This window comes from Bradyrhizobium sp. CCGB01 (assembly GCF_024199795.1).
Taxonomy (GTDB): domain Bacteria; phylum Pseudomonadota; class Alphaproteobacteria; order Rhizobiales; family Xanthobacteraceae; genus Bradyrhizobium.
Genome location: NZ_JANADK010000001.1, coordinates 4325424 through 4350904, shown reverse-complemented (window position 1 = coordinate 4350904; position 25481 = coordinate 4325424). Strand labels below are relative to the sequence as shown.

Genomic DNA, 25481 nt, shown 5'->3' with positions numbered 1-25481 from the left:
GCATGATCCTACGTCGGCCCCGATCGCTCAAGCCCCACCCGTCGCAATGGACGCCTTGACACGGGCAAGGCGGCTATTCTCGGCCGTCGCGGCCAAGCAGGAAGTCCACCATGATGCCCTGGTGCTGCTGGTACATGTCCGTGCCGGTGCCCGTCACGCAGCCGGCCTTTCTGGCCGCCGCGATAAAGGGCGAGATCTCGGGCTTTGTGATGACACAGCCGCAATAGGCCGACGGCGCCAGCCGCGCGACATCGACCGGCAGCGGGTCGCCATGCTTCATCCCCGCGGGGGTCGCATTGGCGACAAAATCGAAGCCGGCCGGGTCCTCCGAGCCGATCCGCACGGGCGCCTTGCCGAGCCCGTTGAGCCGGCCGATCAGCCCGTCGCGGCGCCCAATCGCGCTGTCGTGAATTGCGAGATCGCTCACACCGGCCTCGACCAGCGCAAGTGCGATCGCCGATCCCGCGCCGCCGGCGCCGACGAGCAGTGCCCGCATGCCCCGGGGATCGATCCCCCTCGCCCGCGCCGCACCGACGAAACCGAGGCCATCGACCATATCGCCATGCCATGCGCCGTCGGCGCGGCGGCGCATCAGGTTCACGGTGCCCAGGAAATGCGCGCGCTCCGTCGCGCTTGCGCAGGCTCGGTAGCAGGCAAATTTGTGCGGAATGGTCACGACGATACCGTCGAGATTCTTCAGCCGTGTCGCCACAGAGAGAAAATCACCAAGGTCTGCAGCCGAAACCTGGGCCGGCACGAGAATGCCGTCATGGCCGCGCGCGGCGAAGGCGGCTGTTACGCCGGCCGGCGAACGCACCTGCGCGATGGGATCGCCGACGATGACGCAGAGCCGTGTCGCGCCCGTCGGGGCCGGGATCATGCCGGTCAAGCCGGGCCCCCGGAGGTCAATTCCAGCCCGTCCAGATTGCCTTCCTTGCGCCACTTGGCGAGCAGCCGGAGGAACGTCACCGGCCCGCGCCAGTACTGGCTGTTTCGCGCCGCGATCGGATCGAACACGCCCTCGTTGTTGTAGTAGCCCGGCGTGCATTCGGCGAGATAGGTCTGGCGGCCGAGCGCGGCCTTGACGACTTCGTCGACCCAGGCGTTCTCGGCGGCGAGCGTCGGCTCCAGGGTTCGCGCTTTGCGCCTGCGCGCCTCGGCGATCACATAGGCGATGTGCTGCGACTGCTCGTCGATGATGTGCGGAAAATTGGCGCTCTGGCCGGCCTGCACCGTGACGATCAGGAAGCAATTCGGGAAGCCGCGGCTGTAGAAGCCGTGCAACGTCTTGACGCCGTCGCGCCATCGCTCGGACAGGCTCATGCCGTCGCGACCGTAAACCTCGAAACCCATGCGGCGCGCGTAATCGGTGCCGACCTCGAAGCCGCTGGCATGGATCAAGCAGTCGAGCTCGTAGGCCTTGCCGTCGACCACGACGGCGTTCTCGGTGATGCGCTCAACGCCCTGCCCCCTGGTGTCGACGAGATGCACGTTGGGACGATTGAAGGTGTCGAGATATTCGTCGTGGAAGCACGGCCGCTTGCAGAACGCCTTGTACCAGGGTTTGAGCGCCGCCGCGGCAGCTTCGTCCTTCACGACCGTATCGACGCGCGCGCGGATCTCTTCCATCTTGCGGTAGTCTGCCTGCTCGATGACCTTCAGCGCCTCCTCCATCGAGGTCACCGGCTGCGGCTGCCGGCGCGGCGCGAGCAGGATCTCCCCGAGCAGGCCGGTCCAGCCATCCTGCACCAGATCCTGTTCGAACGGCTCACCCGAGATCACCGCGGTGAAATTGTCCATGCGCTCGCGCTGCCAGCCGGGCTTGAGGCTCTGCGCCCAGGTTGCGTCCGTTGGACGGTCGTCGCGCACGCCGATCGCCGATGGCGTGCGCTGGAAGACGTAGAGCTCCTTCGCCGAGCGGCCGAGATGCGGCACGCATTGCACGGCAGTCGCACCGGTACCGATGATGCCGACGCGCTTGTCTGAAAGACCGGCGAGGCCGCCTTCAGATGTCCCGCCGGTGTAGCCATAGTCCCAGCGGCTGGTATGGAAGCTATGGCCCTTGAAGGTTTCAATGCCGGGAATGCCCGGCAGCTTCGGACGGCTCAGCGGGCCACCGGCCAGGATGACGAAGCGCGCGCCGATGCGATCGCCGCGATCGGTCTCCACCAGCCAGCGTGCCTCGTCTTCTTGCCATTCCATCCGTGAGATCACGGTCTGAAACAGCGCCCGCTCATAAAGGCTGAAGTGCCGGCCGATGCGGCGGGAGTGTTCGTAGATTTCGGGCGCCCGCGCATATTTGCGCACCGGCATGTAGCCGGTCTCTTCCAGCAGCGGCAGGTAGATGTAGCTCTCGGTGTCGCAGGCCGCACCGGGGTAACGATTCCAGTACCAGGTGCCGCCGAAATCGGCGGCCTTTTCCACGATCCGGAAATCATCGATGCCGGCTTCGCGCAGGCGAGCGCCGCACAAAAGGCCGCCGAAGCCGCCGCCGACGATGAGCACTTCGGTCTGTTCACTCAGAGGTGCGCGTGCAAATCCGGGATCGGCCCAGGGATCGTCGAGGTAGCGGCCGAAATCGCCTGTGACCTCGACATATTGCGCCTTGCCCTCGGTGCGCAGGCGGCGGTCGCGCTCGTCGCGATAGCGCGCACGGAGCGCGTCAATGTCGACCCTAGATTCGCCGGCTCCACCGGTCTTGTGTCTTTCCGCTGACATCGATTTTCTCCACGGCGAATGCTGCTTCGCCGGCAGCTCAGGTTAGTTAGCCCCGAAAAAGTGACGCATGCAATCACGTCCAATGCTTTTTGCGTGAATGCCGCGTGACGTTCCGCTAACCTCACGCGTAAATCACAAGCGTATGCCGCGCAACGACGCGGCGGTCTGGAGGAGACCATGCAGGGATTGATGATGGACATGCCGCTCCTGATCAGCGGCCTGATCCAGTATGCCGCCGACTATCACGGCGAAGCCGAGATCGTCGCGCGCGAGATCGAGGGCGACATCCATCGCTACACCTATGCGGATGCCCACCCGCGCATCAAGCGCATGGCGCTGGCCCTGAAACGGCTCGGCATGAAGCGTGGTGACCGCGTCGGCACGCTGGCCTGGAATACGCACCGTCATTTCGAGATGTTCTACGCCGCGCCGGGCATGGGCTATGTGCTGCACACCATCAATCCGCGGCTGTTTCCGGAGCAACTCGTCTACATCATCAACCACGCCGAAGACCGGCTGCTGTTCATCGACCGCGCCACGCTGCCGCTCGTCGAGGCGATCGCGCCGCAGCTGAAGACGATCGAGGCCTTCGTCATGATGTCCTCGCGCGAGCGGATGCCGGAGACGAAGCTTGCGAACGTCCATTGCTACGAGGAGCTGCTGGGACGCGAAAACGACGCCGGCTTCGCCTGGCCCGAGTTCGACGAGAAATCCGCGTCCACCATCTGCTATACGTCGGGCACGACGGGTAATCCGAAGGGCGTGATCTACTCGCACCGCGCCGCGATCCTGCAGACCATGACCTGCTGCAATTTTGATTTCCTGCCAGGACATGTCGAAGGCGTGCGCGAGGTGATGATGCCGATGGCGCCGCTGTTCCACGGCAATGGCTGGAACATGCCGTTCACCGCGCCTTACACAGGGTCGAAGCTGGTGCTGCCCGGCCGCAACTACGAGCCCGACAAGCTCTACGAGCTGCTCGAAGGCGAGAGGGTGACGCTGTCGGCCGGCGTGCCGAGCTTCTGGCTGATCCTGCTCGACTGGCTCGGCCGCACCGGCAACAAATTCTCGACGTTGCGCGCGACATTGTCATCCGGATCGGCGCCGCCCCGCGCGATGGTCGAGAAGCTCAAGCGCGACTATGACATCGACTACATCCAGGCCTGGGGCATGACCGAGGCCTTGGGCTGCTCGATGCCAAGCTTGCGGCCGGGCTCCCAGCATCTCGGCGACAAGGAGAAGTTCGACCGGCGCCAGGTGTCGGGCCGGGCCTGCTTCGGCACCGCCTTGCGCATCGTCGACGACGGCGGCAACGAGCTGCCGCGCGACGGCAAGACCGTCGGACATCTGCGGGCGCGTGGCCCCTGGGTCGCCTCCGGCTACATGAAGCTCGATGAAGGCCTCGACCGCGACGGCTGGCTCATCACCGGCGACATGGCGGTGATCGACGCTCAAGGCCACGTCACGCTGACCGACCGCTCCAAGGACGTGATCAAGTCCGGCGGCGAGTGGATCTCCTCGATTCAGCTCGAGGACGTCGCCCTGTCACACCCCGACGTGCTTCAAGCCGCCGTGGTCGCGATCAACCACGAAAAATGGCAGGAGCGCCCCCTGCTCCTCGTCGTTCGCAAGAAAGGCGCGACCGTCGACGGCAAGACGCTGCTCGACCACATGCGTCCCAGGATCGCGAGCTGGTGGCTGCCGGATGCCGTCGAATTTCTGGACGAATTCCCCATGACCGGCACCGGCAAGGTGCTCAAATCCGCGTTACGCGAGAAGTTCAGGGAGTATCGCGTCGCGTGACGATACCTGATCGCGTGCGGACAATTCCGCGCGCGGTCTTCATCTTTTGGTAGATTCGCGGGCGATATATCGGAACGTCGCTAATCCCTTATCGAGGACACCATGGCGTTTTCCGGATTGGGCCTGCATCTCGGCAATCTGTCGCGCCTGTCGAACGCGCAGACGCGCTCGATCAGCCCCGAGAATTTCACCGGCGAAAAGGGCAAGGGCGGCATGTCGGTCGACGGCGCCGCCGCGCGCCAGGCCCGCGATCTCGGCCAGGGCTGGAAAGTCTCTCCTTACGTCGTCATCGAACCGGGCGCGACCTTCACGCTCGCCGACATCGACGGTCAGGGCGCGATCCAGCAGATCTGGATGACCCTGGCGCGCGGGCGGCTGCGCCATTCCATCCTGCGCGTCTATTGGGACGACCAGGAGCTGCCAAGCGTGGAATGTCCGGCCGGCGATTTCTTCGCCTGCGGATGGGAGGAGTTCGCGCAGGTGTCCTCGCTCGCGGTCTGCGTCAATCCCGGCCGCGCCTTCAACTGCTACTGGGAAATGCCGTTCCGCACGCGCGCGCGCTTCACACTGGAGAACCGCAGCGAGGAGCAGCTCACCGTCTACTACCAGATCAACTATACATTGACCGACGTTCCGGAAGAATGCGCGTACTTTCACGCGCAGTTCCGGCGCACCAATCCGCTACCCTATAAGGACGTCTACACCATCCTCGACGGCATCAGCGGCAGCGGCCATTATGTCGGCACCTACATGGCCTGGGGCGTCAACAACAACGGCTGGTGGGGCGAAGGCGAGATCAAGTTCTTCATCGACGGCGACGGCGCGTTCCCGACCATCTGCGGTACCGGCACCGAGGATTATTTTTGCGGCGCCTATAATTTCGATCCCCATGTCGCGCATGCCGGCCAGGGTCAATCCCGCTACGTCGAGTTCACCACCCCCTATGCCGGCCTGCCGCAAGTGATCCGCCCTGACGGCGTCTACAAATCGCAGCAGCGCTTCGGCATGTACCGCTGGCACATCCCCGATCCCGTGCGCTTCCGCTCCGACCTTCGCGTGACGATCCAGGCGCTCGGCTGGCTGCCGGGCGTCAAGGAAGCAAAATATCTTCCGCTACAGGACGACATCGCCTCGGTCGCGTTCTGGTATCAGACGCTGCCGACGGCGCCGTTCCCCAAGCTGCCGGGGCCGGACTATCTCGAAATAGGCTAGTCCACCGCCGATCGATCAAGGAGACCAGAGAGATGCTGTATCCAATGTCGCCCAAGGTCGTCGAGCTCAAGCGCAAGCTCGAGAGTTTCATGGACCGGCACATCTATCCGAACGAGGAGCGCTTCTATCGCGAGGCGGAAGAGCTCGGGCCGTGGAAGGTCTATCCAGTCGTCGAGGAGCTGAAGCCGCTGGCGCGCGCCGAAGGCCTCTGGAATCTGTTCCTGCCGGAGTCCGCCCACGGCGCGGGTCTCACCAATCTCGAATATGCCCCGCTCTGCGAGGTGATGGGGCGCTCGCATCTGGCGCCCGAAGTGTTCAACTGCTCGGCGCCCGACACCGGCAACATGGAGGTGCTGGAGCGCTACGGCACGGAGAAGGACAAGGAGCGCTGGCTGAAGCCGCTCCTCGCCGGTGAGATCCGCTCCTGCTTCGCCATGACCGAGCCGGCGGTGGCCTCGTCCGACGCGACCAACATCGAAAGCTCGATCGTGCGCGACGGCGACCATTACGTCATCAACGGCCGCAAATGGTACACGACCAATGCGACCGACCCGCGCTGCAAGATCTGCATCTTCATGGGTAAGACCGATCCTGACAATGCCGACCGCCACAAGCAGCAATCGATGATCCTGGTGCCGATGGACACGCCGGGCATCGAGGTGAAACGGCCCCTGCCCGTATTCGGCTTCTACGGCGTGCCCGACCGCGCCTCGGAAGTGATCTTCACCAACGTGCGGGTGCCGAAGGAGAACATGCTGCTCGGCGAAGGCCGCGGCTTCGAGATCGCGCAGGGTCGCCTTGGCCCCGGCCGCATCCATCATTGCATGCGGCTGATCGGTCTATCCGAACGCACGCTAGAAAAGATGTGCCGCCGCGTCCGCAGCCGCGTCGCCTTCGGCAAGCCGGTCTCGGAGCAGACAGTGACGCAGGAGCGCATCGCGGAAGCCCGCATCATGATCGAGCAGGCCCGGCTGCTGACGCTCAACGCCGCCTACGCGATGGACACGGTCGGCAACAAGGTGGCGAAAGCCGAGATCGCGATGATCAAGGTCGCCGTGCCCAACATGGCCTGCCAGATCATCGACTGGGCCATCCAGGCCCATGGCGGCGGCGGCACGTCGAACGATTTCGGCTTGACCCAGGCCTACGCGACCGCGCGCCTGCTGCGTCTCGCCGACGGACCGGACGAGGTCCACAGGAACCAGATCGCGCGGTTCGAGCTGAAGAAGTACTCGAATGCCTGACGAGCCATGGGCTCGTCAGGACTGGAGCCTTCGCATTGGGATCGGAGTCTAATCGAAGCCTGGCGTCTCCTCGATGGACGCAGGCGCACTCTGCTTCGAAATTGCTTCGAGTATCGCTCCGAAAATGATGATCGGCAGATAGAACGCAAGCATGATCGTATTCCTCCTGCTGTGACAACCTTGGCCTACAGGCCACGTTCCTCAAATTGACACTCGCCCGCGCTGGAACATTCTCGTCGCGTACAGGGCTACCGACGAAAACGTGGCACAGGGATTATCAGGAGCGCATCGCATCAATCGCATGAGCGATCAGAACGACTGCGCTCGCGGCAATGAGAAATACGAGCAACCAACTCACGTCCGCCTCCGATCCCGGAAGTGAACGCGCTCATCCATGCACAGTCAAAAACCATCGGTCTGGAACCGCTATTCAGCGTCTCGCTGATGCTTCGCGGCAACAAGTGCATCCGCTGTCGGCCCTATCGGCAGAATGCCAAAAGGAGCAACGCGCCGACGACGCAGACCGCTAGGACTAAAAACCAAACGCCCATACAGCTCCCCGACTCACACACGCGAGTCAGGATTAGCTCTACGATTTGGCATTGAAACGCTCGTTGCCGGTTTTCCCCAGGCCAAGTGCGATCCATCCGCTCGCTGCGTTAGTCCAATACCTCCACCGTCGCCGAACGTCCCGCAACGAGCGACATGCCCTCAGGCACAGGGTCCAGCGCGATGCGCACGGGCACGCGCTGGGCGAGACGCACCCAGCTGAAGGTCGGGTTGACGTTGGCAAGCAGGCTGGCGCCGTCGGCACGGTCGCGGTCCTCGATACCGGCGGCGATGCTCTCGACATGGCCTGACAGCGTGACCTTCTCGCCCATCAGACGAACCTGCACCTTGTCGCCGATGCGAATGCGCGCGAGCTTCGTCTCTTCGAAATAGCCCTCCACGTGCAGCGTGTCGGCGTCGACGAGCGCCATGACGCCTTTGCCGGCCGTGACGTAGGCGCCGGGACGCAGATCCATGTTGGTGATGACGCCGTTCACGGAAGCGTGGACCTCGCTGCGATCGAGGTTGAGCTGGGCGACCGCGCGGTCTGCGACGGCCTGATCGAACGCCGCCTTGGCCTGAAGCTGGGTCGCCAGAACCTGCTCCTGCTTCTGCTGCGATACCGCGTCCGTCGTCAGCGCGCTGTAGCGCTTCAAATCGGCATTGGCCTGATCGAGGGTGGCCTGATGACCGGCCACCGACGCATCGGCCTGCCGCAGCGCCAGCGCGAAGCGTTCGCGGTCGATCTTGAACAGCACGTCGCCGCGGTGGACCTTCTGGTTGTCCTTGACCAGCACCTCGGTCACGAAGCCCGACACATCGGGCGCGACCTGCACCACGTCGGCGCGGACCCGGCCATCGCGGGTCCAGGGCTGCTCCATGTAGTAGACCCAGAGTTCGCGGCCGACCGCGAGCGCGGCGACGACGGCCAGGACGGTCAGCGCAATGCGGCCAAGCCAGGCGACATTCCCTTTCATGGCAAAAACTCCGAGAGGTAGACAACGCCGCCGAGAAGACAGACGAAAATCGCGAAATCGAACAGCGCGCGGTGCCAGACCAGGCGATAGAGGTCGAAGCGTTGCATGAGCCGGCGCAGAAGCGCGCTCAGGACGTAAGCGACGATGATCCACAGCAGCAGCGCCGGCACGAGCACGCCGTAGATGTCGATCTGGTATCTCATGCCGCAACACTCTCGCCTGTACGCGGTCGATAGGCCGGCGCGTCGGGAAACAGGCCGCGCCTTATGCCGACGAGGCCGATCAGGGCATCCTCGCGCGCCTTGTCGTTGGGATCCTTCACCGCCCGGGCCAGCGCCTGATCGACGCTTGCCAGAAGCTCGAACGGCATTCTATCGCCCGCATATTTGCGGCAGGCGATGGCCAGCTGGTCGAGCATGTCGTCGATCACGGCAATGGTCGATACCGCCAGGCCATAGCGGGCGCGTCGCAGATCGATGATGTTCAGGCCGATGCGGAGCTGGACAAGGCTGTCGGTGTCGCGGCGATCGCTCTCGGACAGAAAGGCGATCCGCTGCACCAGAAGACCGAGCCGGTGCAGCATGAGGCCCGCAAATTCCGCCCGATCGCGCTTGCCGCGGCGTTCGGCAGCGACCGCGAGCGTCTTCCAGCTCGACAGCACCAGGCGATTGGCGATCCACTCTGCGCCCACGCCGCGCGCGATCCGGGTCACGAGCTCGGCGATAGCGACGCCGACAAAGAACGCGACCGCGGAGTTGGCGTAGGATGCGAAATCCGCGCTGTAGGTCGACTGCAGCGCCAGCAGCGTTGCGGTGTTGGCCGCGAGCGCCATGCCGGTGCCGGCCGTTGCAGGCCGCGCGATCAGGAAGCCGTAGAGCAGGAAGGTCGGCGCCAGCGCGAGAACCAGCACCTCGAGATGGGAGATCGCAGGCACCAGCGCGAACAGGTAGATCGCCACGACCACGATGGCGACCAGCGACCACAGGCCGAAACTGCGGATGAAACGCGCGGGCTCATCCTGTGCGGCAAAGAAGGAACACGCGACCGCCGCCATCATCGGTGCCGACGCGCCGTCCGGCCAGCCGGTCCCGATCCAGAATGCGCAGCAGATCAGGATCGCCGTGGCCGCGCCGGCCGCCGACCACAAGGCAAGGCCGCGGTCGCGATGGCGCACCGGCGCGGCACCGGCCTCGGAATGGAAGGCCAGATCGAGCGTTGAAACATCGTGGCTCCCGGCGATGGCCTCGCTCAGCGCGCGGCAGTCGCGCGAGAGGTCGACCAGCTCGCGCAGCCGCAACAGCAGGCTCGTGGTGATGATCCGCTCCCATGACGTGCTGTCGTCGAGCACCGCCTGACGCTCGGCGATCTCGGCGCGGATCCGCTTTGCCGGCAGCCGCGCGCCGACGTCGCTGGCAATCCACTGCGCCAGATCCTCCAGCAGCCGCTTCAGCTCGGGCTGCCGGCGCAGCGCCTCCTCCCCCAGCGCAGCCAGCCGATCCTCCAGCGAGGCGATCACCGGCAGAAGCATCAGCATGCGCAGCCGGATCTCGGCGAGGCCAGTCACCGCATTGCGATCGGTCAGCCGGTCATACGCAAGATGGGTGGAAAGCGTGTCGATCTCGACGATGTCGGTCGCAAGCTTCAATCGCCTGCCGCGGCGCGTTTCGCTCGTTCCCTGACGAAGCAGCACCGCCTCGCTCAGGCGCTGCGCATCCGACAGCCAGGCGTCGACGCGGTTGGCAACGGCCGGCGCGACGCTGCGAGGAAAGACGATGGTGGAGACGAGGCTCGCGCAGATGATGCCGAGGGAAATCTCCTCCACCCGCGCAACGGCGGTATCGAAGATGGCGCCGGGCTCGGAGACCGAGGGAAAGCCGATCAGCGCGACCGTGTATCCCGCCAGCATGAAGACGTAGCTTCGCGGCGTGCCATCCAGCAGCGACAGATAAAGGCACAGCCCAACCCAGAGCGCGATGGCAAGGCACAGGAGCTCGGGTGCATTGATCAGGTTCGGAACCAGCGCCACCGTCATGATGGCGCCGGCCAGCGTACCCATCACGCGGAAGAACGCCTTCGAGCTGGTCGCGCCCGCCAGCGGCTGCGAGGTGATGTAGACGGTCGCCATCGCCCAATAGGGCCGCGGCAAGTCCATGGCGAGTGCGATGACGAGCGCCAGGATCGACGCGGCAAACGTCTTCAAAGCAAAAATGAGGTCCGCGTGGCGGACCAGGAACGGCTCTTGCGCACGCATGCTATTTCGTCTCTGGACCGGTCTTGGTGTCCTGCAGGCGACTGGCGCGCTGCTCGATGCGCTGAAGAGTCTCGAAGGTTATCGCAAGTTCCTCGGGCCCGATATCCCTCAGCAGGCTTGCCCGAACGCGCCGCAAGATCCGGTTGGTCTCCTCGACCTTGGCCTCGCCCGCTTTCGTCAGATGTAGCGTTTTGGCACGGCGGTCGCTCGGATCCTCGCGGCGTTCAACCAGCCCCTCGGCCTGAAGCAGATCGATCAGGCGGACCAGCGACGGCCCCTCGATGCCGAGCTCGTCGGCGAGCACGCCCTGCCGCACGTTCTCGCCCTGCCGCGACAGCACCAGCAGCGGGATCGCGGTCGCATAGGACAGCCCGTGATCGGAGAGCGCCTGATCGGACTCGCGGCGCCAGACGCGGGCCAGGCGCGCGATGAGCCGGCCGATCTCGGCGTGGATATGAGCCTGCGAGGGAGCCATGCAAATTAGATAGGACGCGAACTATTAGCCTGCAACTATATAACCTCGTATAGTCGGATCGATCACGCAAAAGCGAACGAGGACAACGCAGATGGCATCGGGTTCCGCGACCGGGGCACGGGAGGCGATGGCGGGCGAGAGCGCGCTCACGCTGCTTCCGACCTTCGTCGTCGTGGCCGTGGATGCCACCGGCATGGGCATCATTCTGCCGCTGCTGCCGTTCTATTCGCAGCGGCTCGGCGCAACGCCCTTCCTGCTCGGCGCGCTGATCTCGGTCTATGCCGCCTGCCAGCTCGTTGCCGGCCCCGCGGTCGGCATGCTCTCGGATCGCTACGGGCGGCGGAAGGTTCTGCTGGTCAGCCAGATCGGAACGCTGATCGGGTTCGTGCTGCTCGCGCTGGCCGGCAATCTGACGCTGGTGTTCCTGGCGCGTATCATCGACGGCCTGACGTCAGGCAACATTTCGGTCGCGCACGCCTACGCCGCCGAGCACAGTGCGCCAGCGACCCGGAAGCAGGCGCTCGGCATGACCAGCGGCGCGATCGGGACCGGACTTCTGCTCGGCCCGGCACTGTCGAGCTTTCTGGTGCATTACGGCCAGACCGCGCCGGTCTGGGCCGCAGCAGCGCTCTCGCTGATCAGCATCGTCGCGACGACCGCCCTGCTCCCGCCGGATCACCCGGCATCCGAGCCGCTCCACCAGCACCGCGCGCCCGAGCCGACGCTGATGCGCAGCCTGCTCGGCCTACGCTACGCCTGGCGGCTGCTCGGCCTGCTCATCGTATTCTTCTTCGTCAACTCGATGTTCCTGTCGCAGATCGGCCTGTTCCTATCGGCGCGGTTCTCCTGGGACGGACATCCCTTCGGCGCACGCGAGCTCGGCTGGATGTTCGCCTATGCCGGATTCCTCAACATGGTGGTCCAAGGGCTTCTCATCACGCGCGTGAGCCTGATCGTCTCTGACCGCAGCATCGTGATAGCGGCATTCGCCTGCATGGGCCTCGGATTCGCAGGTCTTGCGGCGCGCGACAATGTCGGCCTGCTCGCAATCAACCTGACACTGATCATCGTCGGCACCATGTTCGCGCGCAGCACGCTGACGGCGGAATTGTCGCGGAGCACCGCGATCAACCGCCAGGGCATGATCATGGGCCTCAACCAGTCGCTGATGTCGGGCGCGAATATCAGCGCGCCCTTGCTGAGCGGCGCGCTGATCGGTCATCGGCTGTTCGTCCCGTGGGCGCTCGCAATGGCGGCGATCGCGGCGATCGGTGCGGCGCTGGCGGGGCAATTGCTGGACACGCCGCGGACGCGCTAGCGCCCTCGCCTCACTTCACCAGATACACGTCCGGATCGGCGCTCGAGCTCGGGTTCTTGAAGGCGTTGCGCAGGGCCGGAGACATCGGGACGTTGTAGTTGATCCCGTTCGGCGGCGTCGGCGATTCCAGCCATTTCCGATAGAGCACCTCGATCTCGGGGCTCGCATAGAGCTCGGCGGTGGCGCGATCGGCCAGCGCCTTGAACGGCGCGTCCTCCCGCCGCAGCATGATCCCGAAAGGCTCGGCCTTGGCAAAGGTCTCCTCGCTGATCATGAACAGGGCCGGCTCCTTCGAGCGCGCGATGGCGACCGCGAGTTGGACGTCGTCGAGCGCGTAGGCCTGGGCGCGGTCGGTTTCGAGCAGCAGGAACGCTTCTGCCTGATCCACGGCCGGCATGATCCTGATGCCGAGATTGCGCTCGGTATTGACCTTGGCGAGCTGGTTCAGGTTGACCGAGCCAGCCACGGCCGTCACCGCCTTGCCCTTGAGATCATCGATGGTGTTGATCTTCGCGGCTTTCTTGGCCGCAAACCGAGTCGCGCTGAGGAAGTGCGTGTTGGTGAAAGCGACCTGCTTCTGGCGATCGGCGTTGTTTGTCGTCGCCGAGCAGTGCAGATCGAGCGTGCCGTTGACCATCAGCGGAATTCGGTTCGACGAAGTCACGGCGAGATAGTCGACGGCGATGTCGGGCATAGCGAGCTGCTTCTTCACGGCATCGACAATCTTGAGGCAGATGTCCATGGCAAAGCCGACCGGCTTCTGGTTGCCGTCGAGATAGCTGAACGGGACCGAAGCCTCCTGATAGCCCAGCGTGATCTTCTTGGTCTCCTTGACCTTCTGGAGCGTGCCCGACAGGTCTTCGGCTGAAGCTGTGCCGGCAAGGCAGGTCAGGGCCAGGATAACGGTGGGAAGACGCATCGGCTGCTCCTAAAGGGGGTCATGGACCGCGCCGGCGCGCAGCCGCGCGTGTGATAACCCAGAGCCGGACCAATCGCCAGACGAGGTTCCGCCTATCAGCTATCGCGGTTTTATATCGGCCGGACCCAAGGGGGCGTCGTCCCCCATCCTATTCGCAGGTGAGCTGCTGCTCGAACCAGCCGCCCAGCCGCTCCGACAGCGGCGGCCATATCCGCTGGAAGCCTTCGAGCTTGCCGACATTGGCGCGGTACATGCCCCGCAGCTCCCGCTCGACGGCCGCGAGATCGACACCGGCACAGACCCCATCCCGCACGATCGACTTGCCGGCAACGACGACCTCCTTCACCAGGGACGCGTTGCCGCGCGCGAACAGCAGTGCCATGGGATCCACGGGCATGATCCGGTCGCGATCGAGACGGTCGAGATCGATCACGACGTAGTCGGCGGGATTGCCGCGCACAAGCTCGCCAGTCCCGGGCGAGCCGGTGGCGCGGCGGCCGTTGCGGATGGCGAGCCCGAACAGCTCGGCCGGCGTCCATGTCGCCCTGAAACCAAGCCCGCCATGGACCATCTGCACCAGTCGCATCTCGCGCAGGATGTCGTCGTCCTCGTCGAGCGCGAGACCATCGACGCCAACCGCGATGGCGCAGCCGCATTCATGCGCGGCGGCGATCGGGGCGAGCCCCGAGCGCAGATGCATGTTCGAGCTGAAATTGGTGACGATCCGTGTGCCCGAGGCCGCGATCATCTCCAGCTCGTCCGGCCTTGCGTGGATGCAGTGCGCCAGCGTCAGCCGCTCCGAGAGGAAGCCGATGTCGCGCAGCCACCGCACCATGTCCGGGAAATTCTGATCGGCCCAGGCGCGCTGATACACGGTTTCCAGGAGATGCATGTGGATGCGGCGGCCGGTTCGCGCCGAGTTTTCCGCCACCGCTTCCAGCAGCGGCTTCGAGCACCATTGCACGCCGGCAGGCCCGAGTTGCACATCAACCATCGGACCGGCGATGGCCGCGGCAATCGCGTCGGTCAGCTCGATATACGCCTTCGGCGACATCGGCGTGCGGACGAAGAGGTCTTCGATCGTCTTGTGGTCTTCGCTGGACAGACCCGAAAGCACCGGTTCGGCGTCGCCATAGACGATCGGGTTCTGGTCGCGCACTGCGATCGCGAAAGCGATGCGGATACCCACGTCAGACGCGGCCTTGGCGACGGCCTTAGCCTCGTCGACCAACGGCATCGTCCCGCTCGGGCGGGTATAGTGAACCATCATGGCCGCGCAGCCGGCCCTCGCCGACCGCGCGAAGGCAGAGGCTGCGGTCAGGTAAGGATCGACCGGCGTACCGAGCGCAGTCCGCAGGATCCAGCTTTCGAGGGGCATACCGACCGCACCGAAGGACGACGCGGTGGCGCGGGCGTGGTCATGGGCGTTGACGAAGGCCGGAATAACGAAGGAGCGCGGCCCACTCGCGGGCCCCACTCCTTCCGAGATGCCGGTGATGACACCACCGTCGTGCCGCAACACGACGTTAGCGCTGATGGCGAGGTCAGGGCCGCGGAACAGGCTGCTTGCCGCAATCTCCGTGGCCATGACCGTCGCTCCAAAGATCTGCCAGAGATCAGTTGGCAGTATACACCAACTCCCGCTCTGCACGCGGCGGCAGGAATTCGCGCGAGAACACCTCTGCCGGGGTCGGCGCGCGGCCGAGCTGATAGCCCTCGACCACGATGCCGATGGCGCGCGTCATGCGCTCGTCCTTGATGTCGCCGATGCCGATCTCCTTCATCTCAGGCGAGACGATCAGCTTGTCGAAGGAATATTGCAGCCGGCGCTTCTCGACCGCGACGTCGATCAGATTGTCATAGTTCAACGCGGCCTTCATGCCGGCGTTCTGGTCCTTGGCGACCGCGATCGCGCCCTTGTTGATGGCGCGCACGAGGCCGGCCACCGCCTTCGGGTTTGACGCGATCAGCTTCTTCGAGACCATCACGCCATTGGAATAGAGATCGAGGCCGTATTCACCGAACGAGAACCATTTGAAGTCCTTGTCGGGGTCCTGACGATTGAGCACGAGGTTGAAATAGCTGGTGATGTTGAAGACGAGGGCCGCATCGATGTCGCCCTTGATCAGCATTGGCTCCTGGAGGTTCGGCGCCATGTTGGAGATCTTGATCTTCTCGCCGTCGAGGCCGTTCTTGCGGGTGAACACCGGCAACAGGCGCGTCGTCGGCGTGCCCTGCGCGCCGCCGAGCGTGTGGCCTTCAAAGTCCTTGATGGTGTTGATGCCGCTGGTCTTCTTGGCGACGATCGCGAAGGGCGGCTGGTTCCACATCATGTAGACCATGACGGGCGCCTCCTGCGGCTTGGTCGAGGCGTTCTGGATGATGGCGTTGACGTCGCCGAAGCCGGCATCATAGGCGCCCGACATCACGCGCGTGACGGTGGCACCAGAGCCCTCGCCCTGATCGATGACGACGTTGAGGCCTTCCTCTTTGAAATAGCCGTTGTCCTTGGCGTAGAAGAACGCGGCGTCGCTGCCTTGGGTCTTCCAGCCCAGCGTGAACTTGATCGTGGTATCCTCGGCCGTGGCAGCGCCCGCGGACAGGGCCAATCCCAGCAGTGCGGCAGTTACGTTTCTCAACATCGAGACCTCCTCAAGCTTCGTTGCGTGACGATTGGAAAAATCAAGTTGCGATCACGTCGTTCTTGCGCGTGGCCCAGCCGGTGACGCGGCCCTCGATCAGCGAAAACACGACGTAGAGCGCGACGCCCAGACCGGCGAGCACGAACAGCCCGGCGAACACCAGCGGCACGTTGAAATTGGAGGACGCGGTCATCATGACGTTGCCGATGCCGCGGTTGGAGGCGACGGTCTCCGACAGCACTGCGCCGACGAAAGCGTAGGAGATCGCGACCTTCAGCGAGGCGAAGAAGAACGGCATCGTCCTGGGCAGCCCGACATTCCAGAGGATGTCGAGCTTGGTGGCGCCGAGCGCCTTCAACACGTCCTCGAGCTCGGGCTCAGTTGTCGCAAGACCCGTGGCGATGTTGACGACGATCGGGAAGAAGCAGATCGACAGTGCGGTCAGCACCGCCGGCACCGTGCCCGAGCCAAACCACAGTACGAAAATAGGTACCACCGCGACCTTGGGGATCGACGAGAAGCCAATCAGCAACGGATAGCAGGTGTCATAAGCGGTCTTGGAAACACCGATGATGGCGCCAAGTGCGACGCCGAGCGCAACGCCAAGGACGAAACCGAACATGGTCGTCGCAAGCGTCTGCACGATGTGCGGCCACAACACGGGGAAGCGTTGGAACAGTGTGGCGAATACCTGCGACGGCCGCGGCAGCACGAGGTCGGACATGCCCGTCATCAGGCAGAACAATTCCCAGGCGACGAAGAACAGCACGATCAGTCCCGCCGACCACGCCTTCTGCCTGACATTGATTCCGAACATCATCAGCCTGTCCCCTGCTCAGCCGCGCTGCGCGCATCCTCGATGAAGGCGCGCAGCTTCTGGTTCAGCGCGACGAAGTCCGGCTCGAAGGTCATGGCGACGGTGCGCGGGCGCGCGAATTCGACGCGGCTGTCGTCGAGAATGCGGCCGGGGCGTGCGCTCATCACACAGATGCGGCTGGCAAGGAAACCGGCCTCGCGCAGATCGTGCGTGACGAGCAGCACCGTCGGCTTGTGCGTCATCCAGAGGTTCTGGAGGATCGCCCACAGCTCCTCGCGGGTGAACTGGTCGAGCGCGCCGAAGGGCTCGTCGAGCAACAGCATGCGCGGCTCGTGGATCAGCGCGCGGCACAGATTGGCGCGCTGGAGCATGCCGCCGGAGAGCTGCCAGGGATAGCGGCTGCCAAACCCCTTGAGGCCGACCTGCTCCAGCAGCGCATTGGCCTTGTCGCGAAACTCGGTCTTGCGCAGCTTGCGGAAGTTCGAGCGGAACGGCTCGACGATCTTCAGCGGCAGCATGATGTTCCGCTCGATCGTCATCCAGGGCAGCATGGTCGGGTTCTGGAACGCCATGCCGACGCGCAACGCCCGCGCCGCGACCTCGCGGCCGCCGACGATGACGACGCCGCTGGTCGGCTGCACCAGGCCGCTGACGAGACGCAGGATGGTCGATTTGCCGCATCCGGACGGGCCGACCAGTGCGACAAACTCGCCGTCGCCGATCTTTAATGTGGTCTTCGAAAGAGCGGGCACCGCGCGGTCGCCGCGCCCGAAGGTCACGGAGGCCTCGGACAGCTCGATGGCGGTCGGGCCGGAGCCTTCAGGAACGGACTGGCCGTCGAATTGGGCGTTGGGTTGCATGCGCATCACAGCCAAAGTGCATGCAAGCTGGATGCCAGCCGCCGCCGCTGGGAAAATCAAGGGCGTGGCCGGATGGCGGGCCCGGTCGCCGGATTCGAATTAGGCAATCTGGACCGCAAACTGCATGCAATTGGAGCGCTGGATTGCGCTGGGCCTGTGCTACAGAGAGGTTTCGACCGCACTCTCAAGGATTCGCCGATGGCGGCGCGCCAGACCAGCAAGACTTCTGAATCATTGGACAAGGTCAGCGTGATCTGCCGCGCGCTCAGGCGCGCGATCATCGAGCAGGCGCTCGAGCCCGGCGCCAAGCTGCCCGAGGATTCGCTCGGCGAGCGCTTTGGCGTCAGCCGCACCATCGCCCGCCACGCATTGGGGCAGCTTGCCGCAGAAGGCCTGGTCGAACTCCGCCGCAACCGGATCGCGGTGGTGGCGACGCCGAGCTGGCAGGAGGCGCGCGATGCCTTCGACATCCGCATCGAGCTCGAACGGCTCGTCGTCCGCCAGCTCGCGGGCAAGCTGACGAAGGCCCAGATCGCCGAGCTGAACGCCCATGTCGACGCCGAGGACCGCGCGCGCGGCGGTACGGACGCGGCCTCGATCCGGCTCGCCACCGAATTCCACATCCTGCTCGCGCATATGACGAACAGCCCGATCCTGGTGCGTTACGTCAGCGAGGTCGCCTATCGCTGCTGCCTGACGCTGTCGCTCTACAGCCGGCCGCATTCGACCGAATGCGCCATCAACGAGCACCGTGCCATCATTGCAGCGCTGGCCAAGGGCGACGAGGCCAAGGTGATGGAATTGATGCATCATCATCTCGATTCCGTGGCCAATCGCGCGCTGGTCGCCCCCACGCCGCAGCGCGGTCGCGATCTGCTGGACATTCTCGCGCCCTATGCCGACGAGGTGACGGGCGCCCGCGTCGTCAAGCTGGCGAAGGTCGCACGGAGGAGCTAAGCCTCAATCCCGCGCTGGACGAGAATGCGCTCGGCGCTGTCGTTCCAGACGTCCATCTTCACGATCTGCCCGCCCCTGACGACGAAGCGATCGACATAACGGTTGCCCTCGAACGGCGCGCCATCCATCCATTCGCCATAGAGCGTGCCGACGCTGTAGACGACCGTCTCGTCCGCGCCGGGGCAGACGTCGAACCGGTCCATCTTCTTCTTGACCCAGCGATAGCGCTTCGCATTGAAGCCGGTCGGCCCGCGCGGATGATCGAACTCGCGCCCGCCTGTGAACGTGATCACCGTGCCCGGCTTCATATAGGCCGCGGCCGCATCGGGATTGGGGATCATCGAGGCCGTGAGATAGGCCTCCACGATCTCGGCGTCGGTCATCGGGCGTTCGGTTTTTGCGGGGGCAGACATGGCGGGTTCTCCGGGGTATCGATATCCTACAATTCATGCCCTAAACTGCATGCACATTTTTTGAACAATCTGGTGGCATAATTGCACACAATCTGGAGCTGCCCATTCCAAAACCTTCCGCTAGGCTATCACAGCTGAATTCGACGCCATGACCACGCAGATCGCCTTCGACCTGATCTTCCGCAACACGCTGTTGCGATCATCCGCCGCCCCCGTCGATATCGGCGTGAAGGACGGCCGCATCGCCGCGATCGGGCCCACCTGTGAAAAGCTTGCCTGCGAGGCCGTCGAGGTCGACGTCGGCGGGCGCCTGGCCCTGCCCGGGTTCGTCGACACCCACATCCACCTCGACAAGGCCTGCCTGCTCGGCCGCTGCGGGCACAATCACGGCAGCGTCTCGGAGGCCATCCGCGCCGTTGCCGGGATGAAGAAGGATTTTACGGTCGAGGACGTCTACGCGCGCGGCGCTCGCGTGCTCGAACGCGCGATCGTGCACGGCACGACGCGGATGCGGACCCATGTCGAGATCGACCCTCGCATCGGCCTGCGCGGCTTCGAGGCGGTCAGGTCGCTGAAGCGCGACTACGCCTGGGCGATCGACCTGTCGCTCTGTGTCTTTCCGCAGGAGGGCCTGACCAACGACCCCGGAACTGAGGAACTGCTGGTCCAGGCGCTGCGCGACGGCGGCGAGGTGATCGGCGGCTGTCCCTACATGGACACCGACCCGAACGCCCATCTCGAGCGCATCTTTGATCTCGCCCAGGCGTTCGACGTCGACGTCGACCTCCATCTCGATTTCGATCTCGATCCCTCCTGGTGGCATCTCGACGAGGTCTGCCGGCAGACCGAGCGGCGCAACTACGGGGGACGCGTTGCGATCGGTCATGCCACAAAACTCTCGGCGCTGCCGCCGGAGCGGCTGAAGGCGGCCACTGCACAACTGGCGAAGGCCGGCGTTGCCGTCACCGTGCTGCCCGCAACCGATCTCTATCTGATGGGCCGCGAAGCCACCCATAACGCACCGCGCGGGCTGACGCTGGCGCACAAGCTTGCCGGCGACGGCGTGCTGTGCTCGGTCGCCACCAACAACGTGCTCAATCCCTTCACGCCCTTTGGCGACGCCTCGCTGCTACGGATGGCGAACTTCTATGCCAATGTCGCGCACGCCTCCGTCAGCGACTTCGACACCTGCCTCGATCTCGTCACCGACCTGCCCGCGCGCCTGATGAACCTCGGCGATTACGGCATCAGGATCGGCAATCCCGCCGATCTGATCGTGCTCGATACGCAGGAAAGCCGTTTTGCCATTGCGGAGCTGCCCGACATCATGATGGGCTTCAAGGCTGGCCGGCAGACTTTTGCGCGGCAGCGGCCCACTCTGTTCAGGCCACGGAGCTAACTCCACCAACGGAGGAACCGGATGACGTTCGACACGATCTTCCTGAACGCACGCTTCGACGGCGGGGCGCGGCATAACATCGCGGTCAAGGACGGCCATATCGCCGCGATCACACCGGCTGACAAGCCGTCCGCCGGCGCCGAGACCATCGACCTCGACAACGCCCTCGTCGTTCCCGGCTTCGTCGAAGGCCACATCCATCTCGACACCAGCTTCTATGGCGACGCCTGGCGTCCGCACAAGCCATGCACCAACGGGTTCAACGTGCATGAGCGCGTCGCCTTCCAGGCCCAGAACATGGCCGTGTCAGCGCCGATGGATGTGCGCGCGCGCAATCAGCTCGATCTCTGCATCGCCCACGGCACCACACAGATGCGCAGCCACGTCATGGTCGACGGCTCGGTCGGCCTGAAATCGCTCGAGACGATTTTGCGCGTGCGCGAGGAATACCAGGGCCTGATTGATATCCAGCTCGTTGCCTTCCCCCAGAGCGGCATCTTGGCGAGCCCCGGTACGCCGCAACTCCTCGACGAAGCCATCGGGCTCGGTGCCGATCTCGTCGGTGGGCTCGATCCTGCGAGCTTCGATCGCGACATCGAGAAGCATCTCGACGTCGTGTTCGGCGTGGCCGGCAAACACGGCGTCGATGTCGACATCCATCTGCACGACATGGGTACGCTGGGCGCGTTCGAAATCGAGCAGATCGCAGCGCGCACGCGCGCGCTCGGCATGGAGGGACACGTTGCAGTCAGTCATGCTTACGGGCTCGGCGATATCTCCATCGATCAGCTCAGGAAGATCGCCGACATTCTCGCCCGCTCCGGCGTCGCGATCATGACCAACGCGCCGGGCGCACGGCCCTTCCCGCCCATCCTCGCCTTGCGCGACGCCGGCGTCACCGTCTTCAGCGGCAACGACAACATCCGCGACTCCTGGTGGCCCTATGGCGACGGCGACATGCTGCGCCGGGCGACGACGCTCGGCTATCGCTCGGGCTTCAACATCGACGAGGAACTGCGCGTCGCTTTCAATATCGTCACCGCAGCAGGCGCCAAGGCGCTCCGCCTCGAAGGCTACGGCCTGCGCCTCGGCGCCAAGGCCGACTTCGTCACGCTGCACGCGGAACATGTTCCCGAGGCCGTCGTCGCGGTGCCGCAGGGGCGCTCCGTCTACAAGGAAGGCCGGCTCGTCGCATTGAACGGTAAGATTGTCGGGAAACGCGACTGACTACCGGCCAATCCCATCCCATTTTACCCGTGATCTCGCTCACAATCCGAGTCCGGTAGAATCCCGGACCGTAACCGCGCGCCTTGCACGACCGCCCTTCCTGATCATACTAGCGGGTGCTCTGATCATCCGCATTCAATTGGGAAGCATGGACATGTTCAGCGCATTCAGCAGCATCGATTACCATTCCATTCGGTCCAGCACGCCCGCCGAAGCGGCTGTCAAGCGACTGAGCGGGATCGGCGAAGTTCTGTCGGGGTTCGACATCTCGGCGATCCAGACGCAGGACGACATCGCCCGCGCGCTCTGGACGCTCGATACCGCCGACAAGTGCATTCGCATGATCCTCGCCGAGTTCCGCAGCGAGCGCACAACGGAAGTCGTTCGCGAGGCCAAAAGCCTGATCGATTTGATCGAGCGCGCCCGCGACGAAATCTCGGACTATCGCGACGGTCGCAGGGCCTTGAGCTGCATCAGCGCTTGATCTTTGCCAGGATGCGATCCGCCTCGATGCGCCAATCGGCGCTGCGGGCGAACTCCCTCGTGCCCTTCGTTCCGAACAGGCCTTCATCGGCGAGATCGGCCACCCACGCCTGCCGCTCGGCGGTGCCCTGCGCCGACCACGGCGTCAGCCCCGCCTCGCGCACGGTCTCGGCAACCTCACGCACCTCCTCGGCACGCCGGCGGCCGTGCTCGATCACACGCTGGAAGAAATAGGCACCCTGCTTCTCCCAGTCGATCGCGGGAAACGTCTCCGTAAGCGAGGCCAGCACCGCATCCTCGACGCCATAGGCGCGCGCGGTGGTGAAGCTCTCGATCACCATGGCCTCCAGGCCCTTGATCATGATGCTGCGGCACATCTTGACCGCCGAGGACACGCCGAGCTTGTCGCTCGCGACCTTCGCGGCGAAGCCGATCGCGTTCAGCAGCGGCTCCAGCTCCTTCGCGCCCGGACCGCCGAGCAGCAGCGGCACCTTGATGCGATAAGGCGGCACCGAGGTCATCACCGCACCTTCGACATAGCGCCCGGCGGCGCCGTCGATCAGCGCGGCGGCGCGCTGCTTGGCGCCGGGCGAAGCCGAATTGAAATCGAGGAACCAGGTGCCCTGATTGATCGCGGCCGCGCAGGCTTTTGCTACTGGTACGGCCTGACTCGCCGTGACCGCGGAGATGATGAAATCGGATTTCGCAGTCAGCTCGGCGTGAGACGCCGCAAGCACAACGCCGAACTTCGCCGCATGCTCCTTCAGCGCAGCGCCCTGCTCGCCATCGAGCTTGATGTCATAGGCAGCGACCCTGATGTCCTGCTGGCGCAAATCCTCGGCCAAAATCCTGCCGACCTCGCCGTAGCCAACCAACCCGATCTGCCATCGCCGCGGATTCGACATCAGTTCAGTCCCCGTGTCGTCTCGTCGAAGAGCTCCTCGACCGCATAGCGGCGCGGGATCAGCGCCTGCTGGAATGCGTAGTCGACGATCAGCTCCAACGGTTTTCTGTTGGCCTCGATCCCGAACGGCACGAGGTCGGGCGTAGCCACGTGCCCGATCTGCTCTTTGTTCCGCTTGAGGAGATCATAGACGCCGGAAACCACGTCAGGGCGCGATTTCGCCAGTTGCTCGGTCACGACCACGAGATGATTGACCGGGACGACGCCGCGCCGCGCATACCATTTGCCCGCTTCCGCGGCGGGATCAGGGAATAGCGGCTTCAGCCCGGGATCGTTTGAGGTCTCGCCGAGGACGGCGTCGAGCTCGCCGTCGAGCAGCATCTGCAGGACCTTCTTGTCTTTGGGTGCGCGCTCAGTGGTATCGACATATTCGGCGACGTGCGGATCCTCGAACGTCACCCATTTGATCTTGTCGAGATCGACACCGTAATCGTTGGCGAGGATGCCCCTGATCCAGGCGCCCGTCGTCGTTGTGAAGGACCGGATACCGACGCGCTTGCCCTCGAGATCGGACGGCCCCAGCGTTCCACGCGCGGGATTGTACAGCGCATAGGAATGCTGGAAGCGACCGAGCATGGTCGCAGGCAGCAGCACCAGCGGCTTGCCGTGCGCCTTCGCCATCAGATAGGTGACGATCGCCATCTCGCAGACGTCAAAGGCCTGCTCGCGCACCATGGGCTTGAACGCGGTGTTGGTCGGCGTGTACTCGATGAAGTCGAGGTCGAAGCGGTCGGAGCGCAGCTCGCCGCTCTTCACCGCCTGGACATGGGGGTGACTGCCGAGTACGGCCTTCAGCTTCAGACGATCCATCCACTCGCTCCGCTGATTGCTTCAGACGTCCTCGGGATTGTCGACGTAGACGAGCCCGGCCTTCGCCAGCGCCTCGCGCATGCTGTACATGTCGAGGCCGAGCTCGCCCGAAGCCAGCCGCTTGCGCTTGCCGCCCTCGTCCGCGTTGCGTTTCTTCGCCTTCTCGGCGACCTCGGCCGCATAGCGCTTCGGCACCACCACGACGCCGTCGTCATCGGCGACGATGATGTCGCCGGGATCGACATTGACGCCGGCACAGACCACGGGGACGTTGACCGAGCCGAGCGTGGCCTTGACCGTGCCCTTGGCCGAGACGGCGCGCGACCACACCGGAAAATTCATCTCGTGCAGCGCTTTGACGTCGCGGCAGCCGGCATCGATGATCAGCCCCTGCACGCCGCGCGCCTGCAGCGAGGTCGCGAGCAGCTCGCCGAACATGCCGTCGGTGTTGTCAGTGGTGCAGCCGACGACGAGGATGTCGCCCTTCCTGCACTGCTCGACCGCGACATGGATCATCCAGTTATCGCCGGGCTGCGCCAGCACGGTGACGGCGGGGCCGGCAATCGAAGCCCCCGCCCAAACCGGGCGCAGATACGGCTTCATCAGGCCGATGCGCCCGTAGGCCTCATGCACGGTCGAGACGCCGTAGTCAGCCATCCCGGCGGGATCGGCACGCTTGATGTTGCGAACGACGACCGGCTTCATGCCAGCTCCTCCGCAACCGTCGGGAACAGGCGCTGATAGGCCTCGCCATAAGTCATGGGCACACCGGTGTTGCGGCTGCCCTGGATGCCGCGGTTGAGCGCAACGCGCTCGTAATAGCCCCAAAGATGCTTCTGCGCGGCCAGGATCTGGAACGCCTCGTACTTCTCCTTCCAAACCTCGTCGATCTTCAGGAGGAGGTCCGGCTTGTAATTGCACTGCTCGGGCTGGTGCGGCTCGAACAGAAACACCGGGGGCGCCGAATATTTGTACTGCGCGCCGGGCTTGTGGCCCATGGCCTGTGCGACGACGCGGGTCTCCTGTGCGAAGTGCGCGGCGTTCGGATGGTCGAAATTATAGGGATCTTCCAGCGCATGCGTCAGCACGAAGCTCGGATTGAGCTCGCGGTAGATGTCGACCATGCGGTCGAAATGCGCCTCGGTCAGCTTCAGCGGATAATCGCCGCAATCGAAGAACTCGATCTCGGCTCCTAACAGCTTCGCCGCCCGCTCCGCCTCGTCCTTGCGGCCGGCCTTGACCGATTCCAGCGTCGCGCCCTTTTCCTTCCAGGCGAACTGGCTCTCGCCGCGCTCGCCAAAGGACATGCACACGATCTTCATGCGATAGCCCTTCTTCGCATGCAGCGCGATGGCGCCGCCGGCGCGCCAGACGAAATCGCCGGGATGGGCGGTGATCACGAGACCTGTTTTCATGGGACTACTCCCCTCTTTCGTTCGTCAA

Annotated in this window: 24 protein-coding genes; 8 read left to right on the top strand and 16 right to left on the bottom strand. The window is 64.5% G+C overall.

The window, feature by feature from the left end:
* Positions 1 to 73: 73 nt before the first annotated feature.
* Together NLM25_RS19805 and NLM25_RS19800 are read right to left on the bottom strand one after the other, a co-directional pair.
* On the bottom strand, positions 74 to 880 hold the full coding sequence (locus NLM25_RS19805; protein WP_254141221.1) for a shikimate dehydrogenase: 807 nt from the start codon (positions 878 to 880) through the stop codon (positions 74 to 76).
* A gap of 5 nt (positions 881 to 885) precedes the next feature.
* Positions 886 to 2718 carry an NAD(P)/FAD-dependent oxidoreductase gene (locus NLM25_RS19800; protein WP_254138060.1) on the bottom strand — a complete coding sequence of 611 codons (1833 nt, stop codon included), beginning with the start codon at positions 2716 to 2718 and terminating at the stop codon, positions 886 to 888.
* 177 nt (positions 2719 to 2895) lie between these two features.
* Between NLM25_RS19800 and NLM25_RS19795 the strand changes: the two genes are divergently transcribed.
* From NLM25_RS19795 to NLM25_RS19785, 3 genes are all read left to right on the top strand, one after another.
* Complete coding sequence (locus NLM25_RS19795; protein ID WP_254138059.1) at positions 2896 to 4521, top strand: long-chain fatty acid--CoA ligase; 1626 nt, start codon at positions 2896 to 2898, stop codon at positions 4519 to 4521.
* A gap of 102 nt (positions 4522 to 4623) precedes the next feature.
* Complete coding sequence (locus NLM25_RS19790; protein WP_254138058.1) at positions 4624 to 5733, top strand: glycoside hydrolase family 172 protein; 1110 nt, start codon at positions 4624 to 4626, stop codon at positions 5731 to 5733.
* Positions 5734 to 5765: 32 nt separating this feature from the next.
* Positions 5766 to 6977, top strand: coding sequence for an acyl-CoA dehydrogenase family protein (locus NLM25_RS19785; protein WP_254118511.1), 1212 nt, complete (start codon positions 5766 to 5768; stop codon positions 6975 to 6977).
* 659 nt (positions 6978 to 7636) lie between these two features.
* On the opposite strand, the gene NLM25_RS19780 is transcribed toward NLM25_RS19785, so the two are convergent.
* The 4 genes from NLM25_RS19780 to NLM25_RS19765 are packed head-to-tail and all read right to left on the bottom strand — an operon-like array spanning position 7637 to position 11229.
* Positions 7637 to 8503 (bottom strand): HlyD family secretion protein, encoded by an 867-nt coding sequence (locus tag NLM25_RS19780; protein WP_254118510.1) that lies wholly within the window; start codon positions 8501 to 8503, stop codon positions 7637 to 7639.
* Positions 8500 to 8706 (bottom strand): DUF1656 domain-containing protein, encoded by a 207-nt coding sequence (locus NLM25_RS19775; protein WP_254138057.1) that lies wholly within the window; start codon positions 8704 to 8706, stop codon positions 8500 to 8502. The genes NLM25_RS19780 and NLM25_RS19775 overlap by 4 nt, the downstream gene beginning before the upstream one ends.
* Positions 8703 to 10754, bottom strand: coding sequence for an FUSC family protein (locus tag NLM25_RS19770; RefSeq protein ID WP_254138056.1), 2052 nt, complete (start codon positions 10752 to 10754; stop codon positions 8703 to 8705). Before NLM25_RS19770 ends, NLM25_RS19775 begins: the two co-directional genes overlap by 4 nt.
* Position 10755: 1 nt before the next feature.
* Positions 10756 to 11229 carry a MarR family winged helix-turn-helix transcriptional regulator gene (locus NLM25_RS19765; RefSeq protein WP_254138055.1) on the bottom strand — a complete coding sequence of 158 codons (474 nt, stop codon included), beginning with the start codon at positions 11227 to 11229 and terminating at the stop codon, positions 10756 to 10758.
* A gap of 91 nt (positions 11230 to 11320) precedes the next feature.
* Between NLM25_RS19765 and NLM25_RS19760 the strand changes: the two genes are divergently transcribed.
* On the top strand, positions 11321 to 12547 hold the full coding sequence (locus NLM25_RS19760; RefSeq protein ID WP_254138054.1) for an MFS transporter: 1227 nt from the start codon (positions 11321 to 11323) through the stop codon (positions 12545 to 12547).
* A gap of 10 nt (positions 12548 to 12557) precedes the next feature.
* Here NLM25_RS19760 and NLM25_RS19755 read toward each other — a convergent pair whose 3' ends face one another.
* The 5 genes from NLM25_RS19755 to NLM25_RS19735 all read right to left on the bottom strand — a co-directional run bounded on the left by NLM25_RS19755 (position 12558) and on the right by NLM25_RS19735 (position 17785).
* On the bottom strand, positions 12558 to 13466 hold the full coding sequence (locus tag NLM25_RS19755; protein WP_254138053.1) for an amino acid ABC transporter substrate-binding protein: 909 nt from the start codon (positions 13464 to 13466) through the stop codon (positions 12558 to 12560).
* 148 nt (positions 13467 to 13614) lie between these two features.
* Positions 13615 to 15054 carry an amidohydrolase family protein gene (locus NLM25_RS19750; protein ID WP_254138052.1) on the bottom strand — a complete coding sequence of 480 codons (1440 nt, stop codon included), beginning with the start codon at positions 15052 to 15054 and terminating at the stop codon, positions 13615 to 13617.
* Between the two features lie 28 nt (positions 15055 to 15082).
* Entirely contained in the window at positions 15083 to 16108 is a 1026-nt protein-coding gene (locus NLM25_RS19745) for an ABC transporter substrate-binding protein (RefSeq protein ID WP_254138051.1), read from the bottom strand.
* A 40-nt stretch (positions 16109 to 16148) separates the two neighbouring features.
* Positions 16149 to 16925 carry an ABC transporter permease gene (locus tag NLM25_RS19740; protein WP_254141220.1) on the bottom strand — a complete coding sequence of 259 codons (777 nt, stop codon included), beginning with the start codon at positions 16923 to 16925 and terminating at the stop codon, positions 16149 to 16151.
* A gap of 2 nt (positions 16926 to 16927) precedes the next feature.
* Entirely contained in the window at positions 16928 to 17785 is an 858-nt protein-coding gene (locus NLM25_RS19735; RefSeq protein WP_254138050.1) for an ABC transporter ATP-binding protein, read from the bottom strand.
* 198 nt (positions 17786 to 17983) lie between these two features.
* Between NLM25_RS19735 and NLM25_RS19730 the strand changes: the two genes are divergently transcribed.
* A complete protein-coding gene (locus NLM25_RS19730) occupies positions 17984 to 18742 on the top strand; it encodes a GntR family transcriptional regulator (RefSeq protein WP_254138049.1) in 759 nt (252 codons plus the stop codon).
* Here the strand turns inward: NLM25_RS19730 and NLM25_RS19725 are convergent.
* The gene (locus NLM25_RS19725; RefSeq protein ID WP_254138048.1) at positions 18739 to 19155 is read right to left on the bottom strand and encodes a nuclear transport factor 2 family protein; all 417 of its coding nucleotides are present in this window, start codon (positions 19153 to 19155) and stop codon (positions 18739 to 18741) included. The two genes, NLM25_RS19730 and NLM25_RS19725, sit on opposite strands and share 4 nt — an antisense overlap.
* A 148-nt stretch (positions 19156 to 19303) precedes the next feature.
* On the opposite strand from NLM25_RS19725, the gene NLM25_RS19720 reads away from it, so the two are divergent.
* The 3 genes from NLM25_RS19720 (at position 19304) to NLM25_RS19710 (ending at position 22265) form a co-directional block, all read left to right on the top strand.
* Positions 19304 to 20554, top strand: coding sequence for an amidohydrolase family protein (locus tag NLM25_RS19720; RefSeq protein WP_254138047.1), 1251 nt, complete (start codon positions 19304 to 19306; stop codon positions 20552 to 20554).
* A gap of 21 nt (positions 20555 to 20575) precedes the next feature.
* A complete protein-coding gene (locus NLM25_RS19715) occupies positions 20576 to 21781 on the top strand; it encodes an amidohydrolase family protein (protein ID WP_254138046.1) in 1206 nt (401 codons plus the stop codon).
* Between the two features lie 154 nt (positions 21782 to 21935).
* Entirely contained in the window at positions 21936 to 22265 is a 330-nt protein-coding gene (locus NLM25_RS19710) for a hypothetical protein (protein WP_254138045.1), read from the top strand.
* Here NLM25_RS19710 and NLM25_RS19705 read toward each other — a convergent pair.
* Genes NLM25_RS19705 through NLM25_RS19690 form a run of 4 tightly spaced genes read right to left on the bottom strand, consistent with a single transcriptional unit; the run spans position 22255 to position 25453 of the window.
* Positions 22255 to 23169 carry a DUF1932 domain-containing protein gene (locus tag NLM25_RS19705; RefSeq protein WP_375167837.1) on the bottom strand — a complete coding sequence of 305 codons (915 nt, stop codon included), beginning with the start codon at positions 23167 to 23169 and terminating at the stop codon, positions 22255 to 22257. The two genes, NLM25_RS19710 and NLM25_RS19705, sit on opposite strands and share 11 nt — an antisense overlap.
* Positions 23169 to 24038 carry an ABC transporter substrate-binding protein gene (locus NLM25_RS19700; RefSeq protein WP_254138044.1) on the bottom strand — a complete coding sequence of 290 codons (870 nt, stop codon included), beginning with the start codon at positions 24036 to 24038 and terminating at the stop codon, positions 23169 to 23171. The genes NLM25_RS19705 and NLM25_RS19700 overlap by 1 nt, the downstream gene beginning before the upstream one ends.
* A 21-nt stretch (positions 24039 to 24059) precedes the next feature.
* Positions 24060 to 24743, bottom strand: a complete 684-nt coding sequence (locus tag NLM25_RS19695; protein WP_254118496.1) for a 4-carboxy-4-hydroxy-2-oxoadipate aldolase/oxaloacetate decarboxylase — start codon at positions 24741 to 24743, stop codon at positions 24060 to 24062.
* Positions 24740 to 25453 carry a PIG-L deacetylase family protein gene (locus tag NLM25_RS19690; protein ID WP_027517331.1) on the bottom strand — a complete coding sequence of 238 codons (714 nt, stop codon included), beginning with the start codon at positions 25451 to 25453 and terminating at the stop codon, positions 24740 to 24742. The genes NLM25_RS19695 and NLM25_RS19690 overlap by 4 nt, the downstream gene beginning before the upstream one ends.
* Positions 25454 to 25481 lie beyond the last annotated feature (28 nt).